This window comes from Streptomyces sp. S186 (genome assembly GCF_051603415.1).
Classification (GTDB): domain Bacteria; phylum Actinomycetota; class Actinomycetes; order Streptomycetales; family Streptomycetaceae; genus Streptomyces.
Genome location: NZ_CP193932.1, coordinates 4,591,079 through 4,608,549, shown reverse-complemented (window position 1 = coordinate 4,608,549; position 17,471 = coordinate 4,591,079). Strand labels below are relative to the sequence as shown.

Below are 17,471 nucleotides of genomic sequence, written 5' to 3'. Positions count from 1 at the left end.
GGGCCGACGGGCGCCGGCACCCGGACGCCACCCAGAACGGCACCGGACACCACGCAGACCGGCACCGCACGCCACCCAGAACGGACGGACGACGAGACATGGACACCGCGCACTCCGCGTACTCCGCGCACCCCGACCGCCCCCCGCGGCCCCGCCGCCACCGGGTGCCCGCGGGGCTGCGCGCCCCCTTCTCGGCGCGCACCTGGCGGGAGTTCCTGCACCTGTTGCTGGGCCTCCCGGTGGCGTGTGTGACGTTCGCCTACGCGGTCACCGTGGTCTCGGTGAGCGCCGGGCTGCTGATCACGTTCCTGGGCATCCCGCTGCTGGCCGGGGGGCTGGCCGGGGCCCGGGGGCTGGGCGCCGTGGAGCGGGCCCGGGCGCGGGCCCTGCTGGGGCTGGACGTGGCCGCCCCCGAGCCGCCGCGCCCCGCGAAGCCGGGGCTGCTGCCGTGGGTCGCGGCGGTGCTCAGGAGCGGTGCGTCCTGGCGGCATCTGCTCTACGGGTTCCTGCACTTCCCGTGGGCGCTGTTCGCGTTCGTCCTCGCGGTGACGTTCTGGTCGGTGGGCTGGGCGCTGCTGGCCCTCCCGTTCTGCTACTGGCTGCTGCCCCAGTACGCCGCGCTGCCCCGCCTCCAGCTGTGGGGGGACGGCGGCGCCGTCCTCTACGTGAGCCCGCCGGTGGCGGCCGGCGTGACCGGCGTGCTCGGGCTGCTGGCGGTGCTGGCCGGGCCGTGGGTGATCCGCGGGCTGACGGCGGTGGACGGGCTGCTGGTGCGGGGGCTGCTGGGCCCGTCGTCGCTGGCGACCCGGGTCGGCGAGCTGGAGTCGGACCGCGGGGTGGTGGCCGACACCGCCGCCGCCGACCTGCGGCGGATCGAGCGGGATCTGCACGACGGGGCGCAGGCCCGGCTGGTGGCGCTGGCGATGGACCTGGGGATGGCGAAGGAGAAGCTGGCGGAGGGCCGGGCCGACGAGACCGTGGCCCGGATGGTCGACGAGGCGCACGGCGAGGTGAAGATCGCGCTCCAGGAGCTGCGGGACCTCGCCCGCGGCATCCACCCGGCGATCCTCACCGACCGCGGCCTGGGCCCGGCGCTGGCGTCGCTGGCCGGCCGCTGCCCGGTGCCGGTCGCGGTCGAGGTGGACCTGGACCGCCGCCCGGCCCCGGCCATCGAGGGCATCGCCTACTTCACCGTCTCCGAGCTGCTGCAGAACGTCGCCAAGCACAGCGGGGCGGACCGCGCAACGGTGGACGTCTGGCGCACCGCGGAGACGCTGCTGCTGACGGTGTCGGACGACGGCCGGGGCGGCGCGAGCACCGGGACCGGCGGCGGGCTGGACGGGCTCGCCGAGCGGCTGGACTCCGTCGACGGCCTGCTCGTCGTGGACTCCCCGGCCGGCGGTCCCACCACCGTGACCGCCGAGCTGCCCTGGCGCGGCTGACCGCGCGGGCCGGGAGCGAACCGGGGCGGGGCCGGGACGGGGGTCCGGCCCCGCCCCGGCCGCTCCCGTTCACCCCGGGCCCGGTCCCGTTCCGCCCCGCACCCGCCGCCCCGGTCCGGATGCTGGAATGCTGGGGACCGGCAGACCGGACCGTAGGAGCACGGGGGAAGGACGTCGTGGCGACGTGGTGGACAGGGTGACCGCAGTGGACACAGGGAACGCAGAGGACAGAGTGCGGGTGGTCATCGCCGAGGACTCGGTGCTGCTGCGGGAGGGCCTGACCCGGTTGCTGACCGACCGCGGCCACGAGGTCGTGGCGGGCGTCGGCGACGGCGAGGCGCTGGTACGCACCGTCGACGGCCTGGCCGCCGCGGGCACCCCGCCGGACGTGGTGGTGGCGGACGTGCGGATGCCGCCCACCCACACCGACGAGGGCGTCCGGGCCGCGCTGCGGCTGCGCCGGGACCACCCCGGGGTCGCGGTGCTGGTGCTGTCGCAGTACGTCGAGGAGCAGTACGCGACCGAGCTGCTGGCCGGGTCGAGCCGGGGCATCGGCTATCTGCTGAAGGACCGGGTCGCCGAGGTGCGGGAGTTCGTGGACGCGGTGGTCCGGGTGGCCCGCGGCGGCACCGCGCTGGACCCGGAGGTGGTGGCGCAGCTGCTGGGCCGCAGCCGCAAGCAGGACACGCTGGCGCACCTGACGCCGCGCGAGCGCGAGGTGCTGGGGCTGATGGCCGAGGGGCGGACCAACGCGGCGATCGCCCGCCGGCTGGTGGTCAGCGACGGCGCGGTGGAGAAGCACGTCAGCAACATCTTCCTGAAGCTGGGGCTGACGCCGAGTGACGGGGATCACCGCAGGGTGCTCGCGGTCCTCACCTACCTGGGATCCTGACGAACTGACGCCCTGTCAGATACGGCTGCCTGACGTGGCCGATGCCCGGATTCACCGGCGGCCCGGGGCCAGGTCGTAGAACGATGGCCCTAGCACCAATGACGGAGGCCGGTGCGTCATGAGACAGGGGTGACGGGGGCAGTGATTCGATGACAAACCATGACAGAACGGTGTCTCATCCTGACGTCCAGCATGCGACCGGACCAGGGAAGGGCACCCTTACCCAAGTACGATGGTTATGGGACAACCGGTCGGTACGACCCGTCCCACGCCCTGCGTCCGGCGGGGACGCCGCACCCCTTGAGGGAGGTCCGAAGCAGTGACCAGCCAGGTCAGTAGCACAGCCGAGCAGGCCGACGGAGCGCTAGTCGGGGAACAGCGCACGTCCGGCGACGGCGGCCCGGGCAAGGAAGTCCGGCGCCTGGACCGGGTGATCATCCGGTTCGCCGGCGACTCCGGTGACGGTATGCAGCTCACCGGTGACCGTTTCACCTCCGAGACGGCGTCGTTCGGCAACGACCTGTCGACGCTGCCGAACTTCCCCGCCGAGATCCGGGCCCCCGCCGGGACCCTCCCGGGTGTCTCCAGCTTCCAGCTGCACTTCGCCGACCACGACATCCTCACGCCCGGCGACGCGCCGAACGTCCTGGTCGCGATGAACCCGGCCGCCCTGAAGGCCAACATCGGCGACGTGCCGCGCGGCGCGGAGATCATCGTCAACACCGACGAGTTCACCAAGCGCCCGATGGCCAAGGTCGGCTACGACAGCAATCCGCTGGAGGACGGCTCGCTGTCGGCGTACAACGTCCACCCGGTGCCGCTGACGACGCTGACCATCGAGGCGCTCAAGGACTTCGGGCTCTCCCGCAAGGAGGCCGAGCGCAGCAAGAACATGTTCGCGCTGGGCCTGCTGTCGTGGATGTACCACCGGCCGACGGAGGGGACGGAGAAGTTCCTGCGGGCGAAGTTCGCCAAGAAGCCGGACATCGCCGAGGCCAACGTCACGGCGTTCAGGGCGGGTTGGAACTTCGGTGAGACCACCGAGGACTTCGCCACGTCCTACGAGGTCGCGCCGGCCACCACGGCCTTCCCGACGGGCACCTACCGCAACATCTCCGGCAATCTCGCGCTGGCCTACGGTTTGATCGCCGCGTCCCGTCAGGCCGATCTGCCGCTGTACCTCGGCTCGTACCCGATCACGCCGGCCTCGGACATCCTGCACGAGCTGTCCCGGCACAAGAACTTCGGCGTGCGCACCTTCCAGGCGGAGGACGAGATCGCGGGCATCGGCGCCGCTTTGGGCGCGGCGTTCGGCGGCTCGCTGGCGGTGACGACGACCTCCGGCCCCGGTGTGGCGCTGAAGTCCGAGACCATCGGCCTGGCCGTCAGCCTCGAACTCCCGCTGCTGGTCGTGGACATCCAGCGCGGCGGCCCCTCGACGGGCCTGCCCACCAAGACCGAGCAGGCCGACCTGCTGCAGGCGATGTACGGCCGCAACGGCGAGGCACCGGTGCCGATCGTGGCCCCGCGGACGCCCGCCGACTGCTTCGACGCGGCGCTGGACGCGGCGAGGATCGCGCTCACCTACCGCACCCCGGTCTTCCTGCTCTCCGACGGCTATCTGGCCAACGGCTCGGAGCCCTGGCGGATTCCCGAGATCGACGAACTGCCCGATCTGCGCGTGCAGTTCGCCAGCGGCCCCAACCACCGGCTGGCGGACGGCACCGAGGTCTTCTGGCCCTACAAGCGCGACGGCCAGACCCTGGCCCGCCCCTGGGCCGTCCCCGGCACGCCCGGCCTGGAGCACCGCATCGGCGGCATCGAGAAGCAGGACGGCACCGGCAACATCTCCTACGACCCGGCCAACCACGACTTCATGGTCCGCACCCGCCAGGCCAAGGTGGACGGCATCACCGTCCCCGACGTCGAGGTCGACGACCCGGCGGACGAGAGCGGCCGCGGCGCGGACACCCTCGTGCTGGGCTGGGGCTCGACGTACGGGCCGATCACCGCGGCGGTCCGGCGGGTCCGCGGCGCGGGCCAGCGCATCGCCCAGGCGCATCTGCGCCACCTCAACCCCTTCCCCGGGAACCTGGGCGAGGTCCTGGCGCGTTACGAGAAGGTGATCGTGCCGGAGATGAACCTCGGCCAGCTCGCCACCCTGCTGCGCGCGAGATACCTCGTCGACGCGCGCTCGCACACCCAGGTCAGCGGGATGCCGTTCAAGGCCGAGCAGCTCGCGCAGGTCCTTAAGGAGGCCATCAATGACTGACACGGTCTCGGAGCAGCCCGCGCAGATCGAGGCGCTGTCCCTGGTGCCCAAGGCCACGGCGAAGCAGTCCATGAAGGACTTCAAGTCCGACCAGGAGGTGCGCTGGTGCCCCGGCTGCGGTGACTACGCCGTCCTCGCCGCCGTCCAGGGCTTCATGCCGGAGCTGGGCCTGGCCAAGGAGAACATCGTCTTCGTCTCCGGCATCGGCTGCTCCTCCCGCTTCCCGTACTACATGAACACCTACGGGATGCACTCCATCCACGGCCGCGCCCCGGCCATCGCCACCGGCCTGGCGTCCTCCCGCCGCGACCTGTCGGTCTGGGTCGTCACCGGCGACGGCGACGCCCTCTCCATCGGCGGCAACCACCTCATCCACGCCCTGCGCCGCAACGTCAACCTCAAGATCCTGCTGTTCAACAACCGGATCTACGGGCTGACCAAGGGCCAGTACAGCCCCACCTCCGAGGTCGGCAAGATCACCAAGTCGACGCCGATGGGGTCGCTGGACGCGCCGTTCAACCCGGTCTCGCTGGCGCTGGGCGCCGAGGCGACCTTCGTGGCCCGCACCGTCGACTCCGACCGCAAGCACCTCACCTCGGTGCTGCGCGCGGCCGCCGCCCACCCCGGCGCGGCACTGGTGGAGATCTACCAGAACTGCAACATCTTCAACGACGGCGCCTTCGAGGTCCTCAAGGACAAGACCCAGGCCCAGGAAGCGGTGATCCGGCTGGAGCACGGGCAGCCGATCCGGTTCGGCGCCCCGGCCGCCGACGGCCTCGGCTCCCAGGGCGTGGTCCGCGACGCGGCCACCGGCGACCTCAAGGTCGTCGACGTCACCGAGGAGGGCACCGACGGCGTCCTGGTGCACGACGCCCACACCCCCTCCCCCACCACCGCCTTCGCCCTCTCCCGCCTCGCCGACCCCGACACCCTGCACCGCACCCCGATCGGCGTGCTGCGCGACGTCGAACGGCCCGTCTACGACACGCTGATGTCCGAGCAACTGGACACCGCCGTCGAGCAGAAGGGCAAGGGCGACCTCGCCGCCCTGCTGGCCGGCAACGACACCTGGACGGTCGTCGGCTAGGCCGGCCGGCTCGGCCTGCCGGCCCGGCCGGAAATCCTCCGCGGGTGCCCGCGGGAGCGCCCCACGGCGTTCCCCGCGGGCACCCGCGCGTGCGTTCCGGGCCGGGTGCGCGGGGAGCGAGCGGGCGGCGGTGCGCCCCCGCCCGGCCGCCCCGCGCCGCGCTGCACTCCGGTGTCATGACCGTCATGCGGAACGCACATGACAGCCGGGGCCGGACGGCGCTACCTTGCAACAGCATCGACCGCGCACGACCAGGAGGGCCCCTTGCCGTCTCGAACCGACCAGCGCGCCGGCCTCGCGTACGGCCTCGCCGCCTACACCATGTGGGGCCTGCTGCCGCTGTACTGGCATCTGCTGGACGCCGCCGCGCCGTCGGAGATCCTGGCCCACCGCATGCTGTGGTCGCTGCCGGTCGCCGTGGTCATCCTGGCCGCCCTGCGCCGCTGGTCCTGGATACGCCCGCTGCTGCGGCAGCCCAAGCGGCTCGGGCTGGTCCTGGTCTGTGCCGTGGTGATCTCGCTGAACTGGTTCCTCTACATCTGGGCGGTCAACGCCGGGCACGTCCTGGAAGCCTCGCTCGGGTACTTCATCAACCCGCTGGTGAGCATCGCGTTCGGGGTGCTGGTGCTGCGCGAGCGGCTGCGGCCGCTGCAGTGGGCCGCGGTGGGCGTCGGCACCCTGGCCGTGGTCGTGATGACCGTCGCCTACGGCCGGATGCCCTGGATCGCCCTCGGACTGGCCCTGTCGTTCGCCACCTACGGGCTGGTGAAGAAGGGCATCAGGCTCGACGGCATCGAGGGCTTCAGCGCCGAGACCGCGCTGCAGGCACTGCCGGCACTGGGCTATCTCGTCTACCTCGGGCTGCACGGACAGTCCGCCTTCGTCAGCGGCGGGACGGGGCAGGCACTGCTGCTCGCGGCCTGCGGCATCGCGACCGCAGTGCCGCTGATCTGCTTCGGTGCCTCGGCGGTACGGCTGCCGCTGACCACCGTCGGGATGCTGCAGTACCTGGCGCCGACCTTCCAGTTCCTGCTGGGCCTGACGGTCTTCCACGAGGAGATGCCGCCGGAGCGCTGGGCGGGCTTCGCGCTGGTGTGGGCGGCGCTGGCCGTGCTGACCTGGGACGCGCTGCGGACCGCCCGGCGGGCCCGGAGCGAGCTGGCCGCCGCCGGGGCGCGGGCCGGCGAGGCGGCGGCGGCCGAGGCCGCCCAGGCGGGCCCGGAGGCCGCCCGGGGGCCCGTCAGGCCGTGATGCCCGTCAGGCCGTGATGTCGCGAGTGGTGAACCGCGCCCAGGCCGCCGACCCGAACACCGCCGCGTAGAGCGCCTGGAGGCCGAGGTTCCGCAGGATCCCGTCGACGTAGACGGGGTCGCGGAGCAGGTCCGCGAAGGACAGCCAGTAGTGCGGGAAGAGATACGGCTGGACGGCCTGGAGCTGCGGTATGCCGTCCAGGATCTGGGCGGTCAGCACCAGTCCGACGGTGGTGGCCATGGCGGCGATGCCGCTGTCGGTGAGCGTGGAGACGAACAGGCCGAGCGCCGCCACCCCCAGCAGGGAGAACGCCACCACGCCCGCCACGGCCAGCGCCCGCAGCAGCCCGTCGCCGACGGATATGGACGTCCCCGACAGCAGCGTCACCCTGCCCAGCGGGAACAGCAGCGCACCGGTGACCAGCGCGGAGAGCGCCACGACGAGCGTGCCCGCCAGGCAGAACACCACGACCGTGGCGAACTTGGCGCGCAGCAGGCGGGCGCGGCCGGCGGGGGCGACGAGGAGGTAGCGCAGCGTCCCGGTGTGCGCCTCGCCGGCGAGGGCGTCGCCGGCGATCACCCCGACGGCCATCGGCAGGAACACCGGCAGCGTCACCGCGAGGGCGGTGAAGACCAGGAAGAGGCCGTTGCCGGCGATCCCGGCGAGGAACGCCGGGCCGCGGTCGTCGCCGCCCGCGCCGCCGGGCCGCCCGGCCTCGATCCGGACGGCGACACCGACCAGCACCGGGACGCCCGCGAGCACCGCCAGCAGCACCAGGGTGCGCCAGCGCCGGAAGGTCGTGACGATCTCGCTGCGCAGCAGGTCCGGCGACCATCGCGACGCCCGGGAACGGGACGCGCGGGCCGAATGGGGCGCCTCGGGCACCTGGGGTGCCTGGGGTGCCTGGGGTGCCGCCTCGGCCGGCGGCCGGCGTTCAGCCCGCGACATCGAATCCCTCCCCGGTGAGCCGGACGAAGACGTCCTCCAGCGACGGCCGTTCGGTGCCCAGGGCCCGGACGCGGACGCCGGCACCGACCAGTGCGGCGTTCAGCTCCGCCGGGTCCGGCGGCGGGCCGTCCGGCGAGGCCGCGGGCAGCTCGCCGGTGACCCGGTCGCCGTCGGCCCGCAGGCCGGTCAGACCGTGCTCCTTCAGGACCCGCACCGCGGCGGCCGGATCGGGGGTGGTCACCGCCAGCCGGCCGTGGCCACCCGGGCCGAGGACCGCGGCGGTGAGGCCGGCGACCGGTCCCTGGGTGACCAGCCGGCCCCGGGCCATCACCGCGGCGTGCGTACAGACCTGCTCGATCTCGTCGAGGAGATGGGAGGAGAGGAAGACGGTGGTGCCGTCCGCCGCCAGCTCCCGCACCAGGGTGCGGATCTCCCGCATGCCCTGCGGGTCCAGGCCGTTGGTCGGCTCGTCCAGCACCAGCAGCTCGCGGGGCCGGAGCAGGGCGGCGGCCAGCCCCAGCCGCTGCTTCATGCCGAGGGAGTAGGTACGTGCCTTCTTGCCGGCCGCGGCGGCCAGGCCCACCCGCTCCAGCGCCCGGCCGACCCGCTCGGTGCGGGTACGGGGCTCGGCGGTCGGGTCGGCGGCGTCGAACCGGCGGAGGTTGTCCCGCCCACTGAGGAAGCCGTAGAGCGCCGGGCCCTCGATGAGCGCGCCGACCCTGGGGAGCACCTGGCGGGCCGCGCAGGGCATCGGCCGGCCCAGCACCCGCGCCGTGCCGGCGGTCGGCTCGATCAGGCCCATCAGCATCCGGATGGTGGTGGTCTTGCCGGAGCCGTTGGGGCCGAGGAAGCCGAAGACGCTGCCGCGCGGCACGGCGAGATCGAGCCCGTCGACGGCCGGGCGGCCGCCGCGGTACGCCTTGGTCAGGCCCCGGGTCTCGATCACCCGGTGCGCGCCGGCGGACGCCGCGCGCCCCTCGTCCGCGGCGGGTGGTGGTGACAGTGGTGACACGCTCTCCCCCCAACTCATGGCGCACACCGGCCCGTCGGGGCCGTACGGCCGGGCGCGCGGACCGTGGGCCGGGCCGCGCCGCTCCCCCGGCGGAGGTGCGGCGCGGCCCGGCCGCCGGTCGCGGCCCCTCGCTTCTGCCTGCCTCCGCTACTTCTTCGCGGCGTCGGCCGCGGCTATCAGGGCCTGCTGGTCGACGGCGCCGACGTAGACCCTGCCGTCGTCGGTGATCAGGGCGTTGACCAGGCGGGTGCTGAAGACGTGGCCGGAGCCGAACGCGCCGGACACCTTGCTGCCCAGGCTGTCCAGGAACTTGCCGGCGTCGCCCTTGGCGAGCTGGTCCTTGCCGCCGGGACCGCCGGGGGCCTTGAGGGCGGCGATGGACGTCCACCCCTTGCCGAGCACCTCGAACCCGCCGGCGCCCTTCGGGCCCTGGCCGTCCTTGAAGCCGCCGAAACCACCGAAGCCGCCGAGGCCCTTGCCGCTCTCGCCCTTGCCGTGGGCGGCCCGGTCGCCGTTGACGACCTTGGCGCCCTTGGGCGGGGTGAAGGCGAAGGTGTCCGCTGCCGGGCGGGCGAAGTCGACGCGGGTGTAGCCGACATCGACCGCGGCCGGGCCGCCGCTCTTCGGGGTGAGGGTGAACTTCAGCGGGACGCCGTTGGCGGCGTCCACCGCGACCCGGATCGAGCCGACCGTGGAGGCGGCCTGCTTGGGCTTGATGACGAGCTGGTACGCGTCCCGCCCGGCGACCCGGGCGGTGTCGCCGACGGTCACCGAGGTGGTGTCCCCGGCCGCCTTCAGGACCTCCTTGGCGAGCTCCTGCGGCGTGGCGTTCCGCAGGCCGCCGTCGGGGAGGCCCTCGGGCGCGCCGCGGTGCGCACCGTGACGGGCGTCCTTGGGTGCGGTGTGATGCACGGCGCTGTTGCTGCCGCTGTCGTACGCCCAGACGTCCGCGCCGTTGTGGACGAGGGTGTAGTCGGCGGACTTGCCGACGATCGACACCCGCTGCTTGTCGGGGCCGTCGGCGGCGACCCGCAGGGTGTGCGTGCCGGATGCCAGCTCGGTCAGCTTGCTCTGCGGCGACGCGGAGGCGCCCGCGCCGCCACCGCCCTGTCCGCCGCCGAGGGCGCCGGCGCCCGCGCCGCCCGGCAGGGCGGGCAGGCCGAGGTCGGTGGTGACCTGGACCGTGCCGGACAGCTGCTGGACGTCGGACTTGGCGATCTTCGCTATCAGGTCCTGGGCGGAGATCTTCGGCAGGTCGGGAGAACCTGAGCCGGCGAACGCCGGGACCAGCCCGATCGTCGCGGCCGTCACCCCCGCCACCGCGACCGGCACGCCGTACCGCACCGCCTTACGGCGCCGTGCGGAGCGCCCCCCGTCCCATTCCTCGGTGACCTCGGTCGGTTCGTTCCGTGGCATCTGGCCTACCTCCGTCGTGTGCGGCGGTCCTGCGTCGTCCACTTGTCCACCCGCCGGGCCGTCATGGCCCGCCCCGCCGCTTCGTGGTGCTTTCCATCTCACCAAAAACCGCGGACCCCGGCGTCAACCCGCAGGGCCAACTCCGCGTACTGCTGAGGGATGACACCCCGTCGCGGAGTGGCGGAACCCGTACTCCGCCGGTCGCACCGCCCCGAGGGGAATCCCTAGGGGACGTCAGGGAGGCATGAGGGGAAACCCCGGCCCCCGGCCCCGACCCCGCTCAGCGTGCCCGGTGCACCACCGCGTCGCACAGCTCTTCCAGAGCCGTCTTCGCCATGCACTCCGGCAGCGGCGCCAGCGTCGCGCGGGCGTCCTCGGCGTAGCGCACGGTGTCCTGGCGGGCCTGCTCCAGCGCCGGGTGGGCGCGCAGCCCGGCGAGCGCCTCGGCGTGCCGGGCGTCGTCGGTGAGGTCGCCGGCCAGCAGCTCGCACAGGGCGCGGTCCTCGGCGGTGCCGGCGCTGCTCTCGGCGAGCGCGCGCAGCCGCAGCACGGGCAGCGTCGCGACGCCCTCGCGCAGGTCCGTGCCGGGCGTCTTGCCGGACTCGTGCGAGTCGCTGGCGATGTCCAGGACGTCGTCGGCCAGCTGGAAGGCGGTGCCCAGCCGCTCGCCGTACTGGGTGAGGGTGTTGACGGTGGTCTCGTCGGCGCCCGACATCATCGCGCCGAAGCGGCAGGCGACGGCCACCAGCGAACCCGTCTTGCCCGCGAGGACGTCGAGGTAGTGGTCGACGGGGTCGCGGCCGTCGCGCGGTCCGGCGGTCTCCAGGATCTGGCCGGTCACCAGGCGCTCGAACGCCTCGGCCTGGATCCGGACCGCCTCCGGCCCGAGGTCGGCGAGGATGTGCGAGGCGCGGGCGAAGAGGAAGTCGCCGGTCAGCACCGCGACGGAGTTGCCCCAGCGGGCGTTGGCGCTGGACACCCCGCGGCGCACGCCGGCCTCGTCCATCACGTCGTCGTGGTAGAGCGTCGCCAGGTGCGTGAGCTCCACGACGACGGCCGAGGGCACCACGCCCGGGCTGTAGGGGTCGCCGAACTGGGCGGCCAGCATCACCAGCAGCGGGCGGAACCGCTTGCCCCCGGCGCGCACCAGGTGCTGCGCGGCCTCGGTGATGAACGGCACGTCACTTTTGGTGGCCTCCAGCAGGCCCTCCTCGACAGCCGCCAATCCGGCCTGGACATCGGCTTCGAGAGCCTTGTCCCGCACGCTCAGCCCAATGGGCCCGACGACGGTCACGAGGGATACTCCTGTCTGCTGACGATCAAACCGAATGTCGATCTGTCGCTGTCTCCACCATTGGCCAGCGTATCCGGTCACGGTTGGATCACCACGGGCGCCCGCCCCCCGAACCACTCGGCCAGCACAGAACCCGTCCCGAACCCTTCCCGAGGGTAGGTTCCCGACCGCCGTCAGGCGGGGCTTTCCGTGGAAGCGGTGTGGGGCGGCAGGGACGTGAGTTACCTCAAAAGGCCACCGGTGTCACAGAGGTGACCGGCGCGCCGCGCGGCCGGCGGGGACTGCCGGATACCGCCGGATTCCGTCGGCGGGACGGTGCCGTTCACCGGACCGTTCACTCTCTCCGGTGGACGCGCGGGCACCGCACCGTTCGACCGCGCCGCCCGCCGTACCCATCGGGACCGAATTACGCGTTACGGCAAGGTATTTACCGTATGCGGGGGCCGGTGCGCCGCACGCCGCCGCCCCGCGCGGCGGCGTCCCGTCCCGGAGCCGCCCGTTCCCGGCCGAGGACCGCCCCACCGCCTGATCGCCGGCGGTCGTACCCTGATCGACGGACCCACCGGCCCACGGCACCGCCCCGCTCTCCCCCGGTCCGAGCGGCGGCGCCCCCGTGGCCGACCGCCCACCGGCGACGACGAACGCGAGGAGCAGTGTCCATGCCCGAGCACAGCCCGTTCGACCTGGCAGAAGGCGACCCCTTCGGCCCGCACACCCTCCCCTACGGCGTCTTCAGCACCGCCGACACACCCGGCCTGCGCCGGCTCGGCGTCCGCTACGGCCACCACGTCCTCGACCTGGCCGCCCTGCCGGACGCCCTGCCCGCCACCGCGCCGCACGCCGCACTGCTCACCGCCCCCACCCTCAACCCCCTGCTGGCCGCCGGCCGCCCCGTCTGGCAGCAGGTGCGCGCGGCCGTCCACAGCGCGCTGACCGACCCCGCGCACCGCACCGCGGTGGCCCCGCTGCTGCGCCCGCTGGACGACGTCACCCTGCATCTGCCCTTCGAGGTCGCCGACTACGTCGACTTCTACTCCAGCGAGCACCACGCCACCAACGTCGGCCGGATCTTCCGCCCCGACGGCGCCGCCCTGCCGCCCAACTGGAAGCACCTGCCGATCGGTTACCACGGCCGGGCCGGCACCGTCGTCGTCTCCGGCACCCCCGTGGTGCGGCCGCACGGCCAGCGCAAGTCCCCGGCCGATCCCGCGCCGGTCTTCGGCCCGTCCACCCGCCTGGACATCGAGGCGGAGGTCGGCTTCGTCGTCGGCACCCCCTCCGCGCTGCACGCGCCGGTCGGCCTGGCCGCGTTCCGGGAGCACGTCTTCGGCGTCTGCCTGGTCAACGACTGGTCGGCGCGCGACATCCAGGCGTGGGAGTACCTGCCACTCGGCCCGTTCCTCGGCAAGTCCTTCGCGACCTCCGTCTCCGCCTGGGTCACCCCGCTGGACGCCTTCGACGCCGCCCGGACGGCGCCGCCCGCCCGGGACGTGCCGCCGCTGCCGTACCTCGACGACAGCGCCGCCGAGCCGGGCGGCCTCGACCTGCGGATCGAGGTGCGGCTCAACGGCGAGGTGATCTCCCGCCCGCCGTTCGCCGCGATGTACTGGACGGCCGCCCAGCAGCTGGCCCACATGACCGTCAACGGCGCCTCGCTGCGCACCGGCGACCTCTACGCCTCCGGCACCGTCTCGGGCCCCGAACCCGACCAGCTCGGCTGCCTGCTGGAGCTCACCCAGGGCAAGGGCCCCTACCTCCAGGACGGCGACGAGGTCACCCTCACCGCCTGGGCGCCCGGCCCGGACGGCGCCCGGATCGGCCTCGGCGAGGTCACCGGGCAGGTGCTGCCCGCCGCGGCACTGCCCGACGGCGCCCCGGCATGACCCGGCGGGCGGCGGGAAGCCGGTCCCGCCGCCCGCCCCCGCCCGCCGCGGGCCGCTGCTAGCCTCGCGTCACCTGTCCCACAACGGAGGAGACGCACGTGCGCAAGGCAGCGCAGTTCGCCGGGGCGGCCGCCGTCGCCGCGCTGCTGCTCAGCGGCTGCGGAAGCAGCGGCGACAGCGGCAAGGACACGAGCAGCCCGGGCAAGGCACCGGAGGGCGCCCCGTCGACCGCGGGCGGCGGCGACGGCAAGGCCGCGGACCCCACCGCCGTGGAGGGCGCCTGGAAGGGCGGCACGACGGCCGCCCCGCTGGTCCTGGTGGTCGCCAAGGGCACCGTCGCGTTCAGCAACGGGCACCAGTCCGCCTGCATGGGCAAGGTCGAGAAGATGGCCGGAACGACCATGGCCGTCCTCAAGTGCACCGACGGCGACACCACCCGCACCATGGGCACCCTCAAGCCCGGCGCGGACGGCAGGACCCTGACCGTCAACTGGCAGCACGGCCCGACCGAGAAGTACACCAGGACCGACGACGGCAGCATCAAGATCCCGGACCTGCCCAAGCTGCCGGACCTGCCCAAGAACTGACCGCGCCGCGGAACGTCCGACGGCCGCCGCCCGGCTCCCCCTCGGGGGCGCCGGGCGGCGGCCGTACGGGGCGGCCGGGTCAGCGGACGAACAGCCCCGCGTGCCCGGCCAGATCGAGGAAATACTGCGGCGCCACGCCCAGCACCAGCGTGGCCGCGACGCCGACCGCGATGGCGGTGGACGTCAGGACGCTGGGCACCGCGACCGTCGGGCCGTCCGCCTTCGGCTCGCTGAAGAACATCAGCACGATCACCCGGATGTAGAAGAACGCCGCGATCGCCGAGGCGATCACACCGACCACCACCAGCCAGCCCGCGCCGCTCTCCGCCGCCGCCTTGAACACCGCGAACTTCCCGGCGAAACCGGACGTCAGCGGAATGCCCGCGAAGGCCAGCAGGAACACCGCGAAGACCGCCGCCACCAGGGGCGAACGCCGCCCGAGCCCGGCCCACTTGGACAGGTGGGTGGCCTCGCCGCCGGCATCCCGGACCAGCGTCACCACCGCGAACGCACCGAGCGTGACGAAGGAGTACGCCGCCAGATAGAAGAGCACCGAGGAGATGCCGTCCTTGCTGATGGCGATGACACCGGCGAGGAGGAAACCGGCGTGCGCGATCGAGGAGTACGCCAGCAGCCGCTTGATGTCGGTCTGGGTGATGGCCAGCACCGCGCCGCCCAGCATCGTCACGATCGCCACGCCCCACATCACCGGCCGCCAGTCCCAGCGCATCCCCGGCAGGACGACGTACAGCAGCCGCAGCAGCGCGCCGAACGCGGCGACCTTGGTGGCGGCCGCCATGAAGCCCGTCACCGGCGTCGGGGCGCCCTGATAGACGTCCGGCGTCCACATGTGGAAGGGCACCGCGCCGACCTTGAACAGCAGGCCCATCAGCACCAGCGCCCCGCCGATCAGCAGCAGCGCGTCGTTGCCCATCGTGCCGGCCAGCGCCGGGTCGATCTGCCGGGCGCCGTCCGAGACCACCTCGGCGATCCCGGCGTAGCCCACGGTGCCGGCGTAGCCGTAGAGCAGGGCGATGCCGAACAGCAGGAAGGCCGAGGAGAAGGCGCCGAGGAGGAAGTACTTCACCGCGGACTCCTGTGAGAGCAGCCGCTGGCGGCGGGCCAGCGCGCACAGGACGTACAGCGGGAGGGAGAAGACCTCCAGTGCGATGAAGAGCGTCAGCAGGTCGTTCGCGGCCGGGAAGACCAGCATGCCGCCGACCGCGAAGAGCAGCACCGGGAAGACCTCGGTGGTGGTGAACCCGGCCTTGACCGCGGCCTGTTCGGCCTCGCCGCCGGGGACGGCCGCGGGCTGCGCGGCGAAGGAGTCCACCGCCTTCCCGTGGGCCGCCGGGTCCAGCCGGCGCTCGGCGAAGGTGAAGACCGCGATCAGCGACACCAGCAGGATGGTGCCCTGGAGGAACAGCGCCGGCCCGTCCACCGCGATCGCGCCCATCGCGGCCACCTGCGCCCTGGACGAGCCGAAACCGCCCGCCGCCAGGCCGATCACCGCGGCGAACGCGGCGGCCAGCGCCACCACCGTCAGCAACACCTGGGCGTAATACCGGCCGCGGCGCGGCAGGACCGCCTCGATCAGGACGCCGACGACCGCGGCACCGAGGACGATGAGCGTCGGCGACAGCTGGACGTACTCGATCTTCGGGGCCGGGATCCTGCCCGGCGCCCCGGCCGCCGTCCACAGGCTGTGGACACTTGCCACGGAACTCACTTCGCGGCCTCCCCGTCTTGGGTCTGCGCGGTCCGGCCGTGCCGGCCTCCGCCGGGCACGGCGTCCACCCGCACGGTGGGCTTGGGATCCTTCTTGTCCACGACGGACAGGGTGTGCCGGACCGCCGGGTTGACGATGTCGGTGAGCGGCTTGGGATACACCCCGAGGAAGATCAGCACCGCGATCAGCGGCGCGACCACCACCAGCTCCCGCGCCCTGAGGTCGGGCATCCCGCCGACCTCCGCCCTGACCGGGCCGGTCATCGTCCGCTGGTAGAGGACGAGGACGTAGAGCGCGGCCAGCACGATGCCGACGGTGCCGATGACCCCGATCACCGGATAGCGGCTGAACGTGCCGACCAGGACCAGGAATTCACTGACGAACGGGGCCAGGCCGGGCAGCGACAGGGTGGCCAGGCCGCCGACGAGGAAGGTGCCGGCGAGGACCGGGGCGACCTTCTGCACCCCGCCGAAGTCCGCGATCAGACGCGAGCCGCGGCGGCTGATCAGGAAGCCGGCCACCAGCATCAGCGCGGCGGTGGAGAGGCCGTGGTTGACCATGTAGAGCGTCGCGCCGGCCTGGCCCTGGGACGTCATCGCGAAGATGCCCAGGATGATGAAGCCGAAGTGGGAGATCGAGGCGTAGGCGATCAGCCGCTTGATGTCCCGCTGGCCGACCGCGAGCAGCGCGCCGTAGACGATGCTGATCAGCGCCAGCACCAGGATGACCGGGGTGGCCCAGCTGCTGGCCTCCGGGAAGAGCTGGAGGCAGAAGCGCAGCATCGCGAAGGTGCCGACCTTGTCGACGACCGCGGTGATCAGCACCGCGACCGGGGAGGTCGCCTCGCCCATGGCGTTGGGCAGCCAGGTGTGCAGCGGCCACAGCGGCGCCTTCACCGCGAAGGCGAAGAAGAAGCCGAGGAAGAGCAGCCGCTCGGTGCCGGTGCCCAGGCTCAGCGCGCCGGACGCCCGGGCCTCGACGATCTGCGTGAGCGAGAAGGTGCCGGTGCCCAGCTGGTGCGCGGTGGCGGCGTACAGCCCGATGACCGCGGCCAGCATGATCAGGCCGCCGACGAGGTTGTAGAGCAGGAACTTCACCGCGGCGTACGACCGCTGGGCGGCGGCGTGCTGCTCGCCGCGGCCGCCGGCGCGGTCCCCGAAGCCGCCGATGAGGAAGTACATCGGGATCAGCATGGCTTCGAAGAAGAGGTAGAAGAGGAAGACGTCGGTGGCCTCGAAGGAGAGCACCACCATCGCCTCGACCGCCAGGATCAGCGCGAAGAAGCCCTGGGTGGGGCGCCAGCGACGGTTCGGCTCGGCTCCTTCCAGGGGGTCGGCGTCGTGCCAGCCCGCCAGGATGACGAACGGGATCAGCAGCGCGGTCAGGGCGATCAGCGCGACCGCGATGCCGTCCACGCCGAGGTCGTACCGGACGCCGAAGTCCCGGATCCAGGCGTGGGATTCGGTGAGCTGGAACGGGCCCTTGGCACCCGGGTCGAAGCGCGCCGCGACCAGCAGCGCCGGCGCCAGGGTGGCGAGCGAGAACAGCAGCGCCAGCCACTTGGCGGCGGTGCGCCGGGCGGCGGGCACCGCGGCGGTGGCGACCGCACCGATCGCCGGCACCGCGGCGGTGACCGTCAGCAGGGGAAACGACATGGC

At 73.3% G+C, this 17,471-nt stretch carries 13 protein-coding genes; 7 read left to right on the top strand and 6 right to left on the bottom strand.

The genetic code is table 11. The features are described 5' to 3' along the window. The first annotated feature begins 98 nt into the window (after positions 1-98). The 5 genes from ACRAS8_RS19815 (at position 99) to rarD (ending at position 6,944) form a co-directional block, all read left to right on the top strand. Complete coding sequence (locus tag ACRAS8_RS19815; RefSeq protein WP_438487361.1) at positions 99-1,442, top strand: sensor histidine kinase; 1,344 nt, start codon at positions 99-101, stop codon at positions 1,440-1,442. A 232-nt stretch (positions 1,443-1,674) separates the two neighbouring features. Further along, on the top strand, positions 1,675-2,334 hold the full coding sequence (locus tag ACRAS8_RS19810) for a response regulator transcription factor (protein WP_438490542.1): 660 nt from the start codon (positions 1,675-1,677) through the stop codon (positions 2,332-2,334). 319 nt (positions 2,335-2,653) lie between these two features. After that, positions 2,654-4,606 (top strand): 2-oxoacid:acceptor oxidoreductase subunit alpha, encoded by a 1,953-nt coding sequence (locus tag ACRAS8_RS19805; protein WP_438487360.1) that lies wholly within the window; start codon positions 2,654-2,656, stop codon positions 4,604-4,606. Further along, positions 4,599-5,693: a 2-oxoacid:ferredoxin oxidoreductase subunit beta gene (locus ACRAS8_RS19800; RefSeq protein WP_438487359.1), complete on the top strand. Its 1,095-nt coding sequence runs from the start codon at positions 4,599-4,601 to the stop codon at positions 5,691-5,693. The genes ACRAS8_RS19805 and ACRAS8_RS19800 overlap by 8 nt, the downstream gene beginning before the upstream one ends. A 264-nt stretch (positions 5,694-5,957) precedes the next feature. Beyond that, positions 5,958-6,944: an EamA family transporter RarD gene (gene rarD / locus ACRAS8_RS19795; RefSeq protein ID WP_438487358.1), complete on the top strand. Its 987-nt coding sequence runs from the start codon at positions 5,958-5,960 to the stop codon at positions 6,942-6,944. Between the two features lie 6 nt (positions 6,945-6,950). Here the strand turns inward: rarD and ACRAS8_RS19790 are convergent, their stop codons facing one another. The 4 genes from ACRAS8_RS19790 to ACRAS8_RS19775 form a co-directional block, all read right to left on the bottom strand. Then, positions 6,951-7,892, bottom strand: coding sequence for an ABC transporter permease (locus ACRAS8_RS19790; RefSeq protein ID WP_438487357.1), 942 nt, complete (start codon positions 7,890-7,892; stop codon positions 6,951-6,953). Next, positions 7,879-8,922 carry an ATP-binding cassette domain-containing protein gene (locus ACRAS8_RS19785; RefSeq protein WP_438487356.1) on the bottom strand — a complete coding sequence of 348 codons (1,044 nt, stop codon included), beginning with the start codon at positions 8,920-8,922 and terminating at the stop codon, positions 7,879-7,881. The genes ACRAS8_RS19790 and ACRAS8_RS19785 overlap by 14 nt, the downstream gene beginning before the upstream one ends. 129 nt (positions 8,923-9,051) lie before the next feature. Further along, entirely contained in the window at positions 9,052-10,320 is a 1,269-nt protein-coding gene (locus tag ACRAS8_RS19780) for a LolA family protein (protein ID WP_438487355.1), read from the bottom strand. A 280-nt stretch (positions 10,321-10,600) separates the two neighbouring features. Beyond that, complete coding sequence (locus ACRAS8_RS19775) at positions 10,601-11,614, bottom strand: polyprenyl synthetase family protein (RefSeq protein ID WP_438487354.1); 1,014 nt, start codon at positions 11,612-11,614, stop codon at positions 10,601-10,603. Positions 11,615-12,273: 659 nt separating this feature from the next. Between ACRAS8_RS19775 and fahA the strand changes: the two genes are divergently transcribed. Both fahA and ACRAS8_RS19765 read left to right on the top strand, forming a co-directional pair. Then, positions 12,274-13,497, top strand: a complete 1,224-nt coding sequence (fahA, locus tag ACRAS8_RS19770; protein ID WP_438487353.1) for a fumarylacetoacetase — start codon at positions 12,274-12,276, stop codon at positions 13,495-13,497. Positions 13,498-13,595: 98 nt separating this feature from the next. Continuing rightward, a complete protein-coding gene (locus ACRAS8_RS19765) occupies positions 13,596-14,084 on the top strand; it encodes a hypothetical protein (protein ID WP_438487352.1) in 489 nt (162 codons plus the stop codon). Positions 14,085-14,163: 79 nt separating this feature from the next. On the opposite strand, the gene nuoN is transcribed toward ACRAS8_RS19765, so the two are convergent. Both nuoN and ACRAS8_RS19755 read right to left on the bottom strand, forming a co-directional pair. After that, positions 14,164-15,813 (bottom strand): NADH-quinone oxidoreductase subunit NuoN, encoded by a 1,650-nt coding sequence (gene nuoN, locus ACRAS8_RS19760; protein WP_438487351.1) that lies wholly within the window; start codon positions 15,811-15,813, stop codon positions 14,164-14,166. Continuing rightward, entirely contained in the window at positions 15,810-17,468 is a 1,659-nt protein-coding gene (locus tag ACRAS8_RS19755; protein ID WP_438487350.1) for an NADH-quinone oxidoreductase subunit M, read from the bottom strand. The genes nuoN and ACRAS8_RS19755 overlap by 4 nt, the downstream gene beginning before the upstream one ends. Between the last annotated feature and the right edge of the window lie 3 nt (positions 17,469-17,471).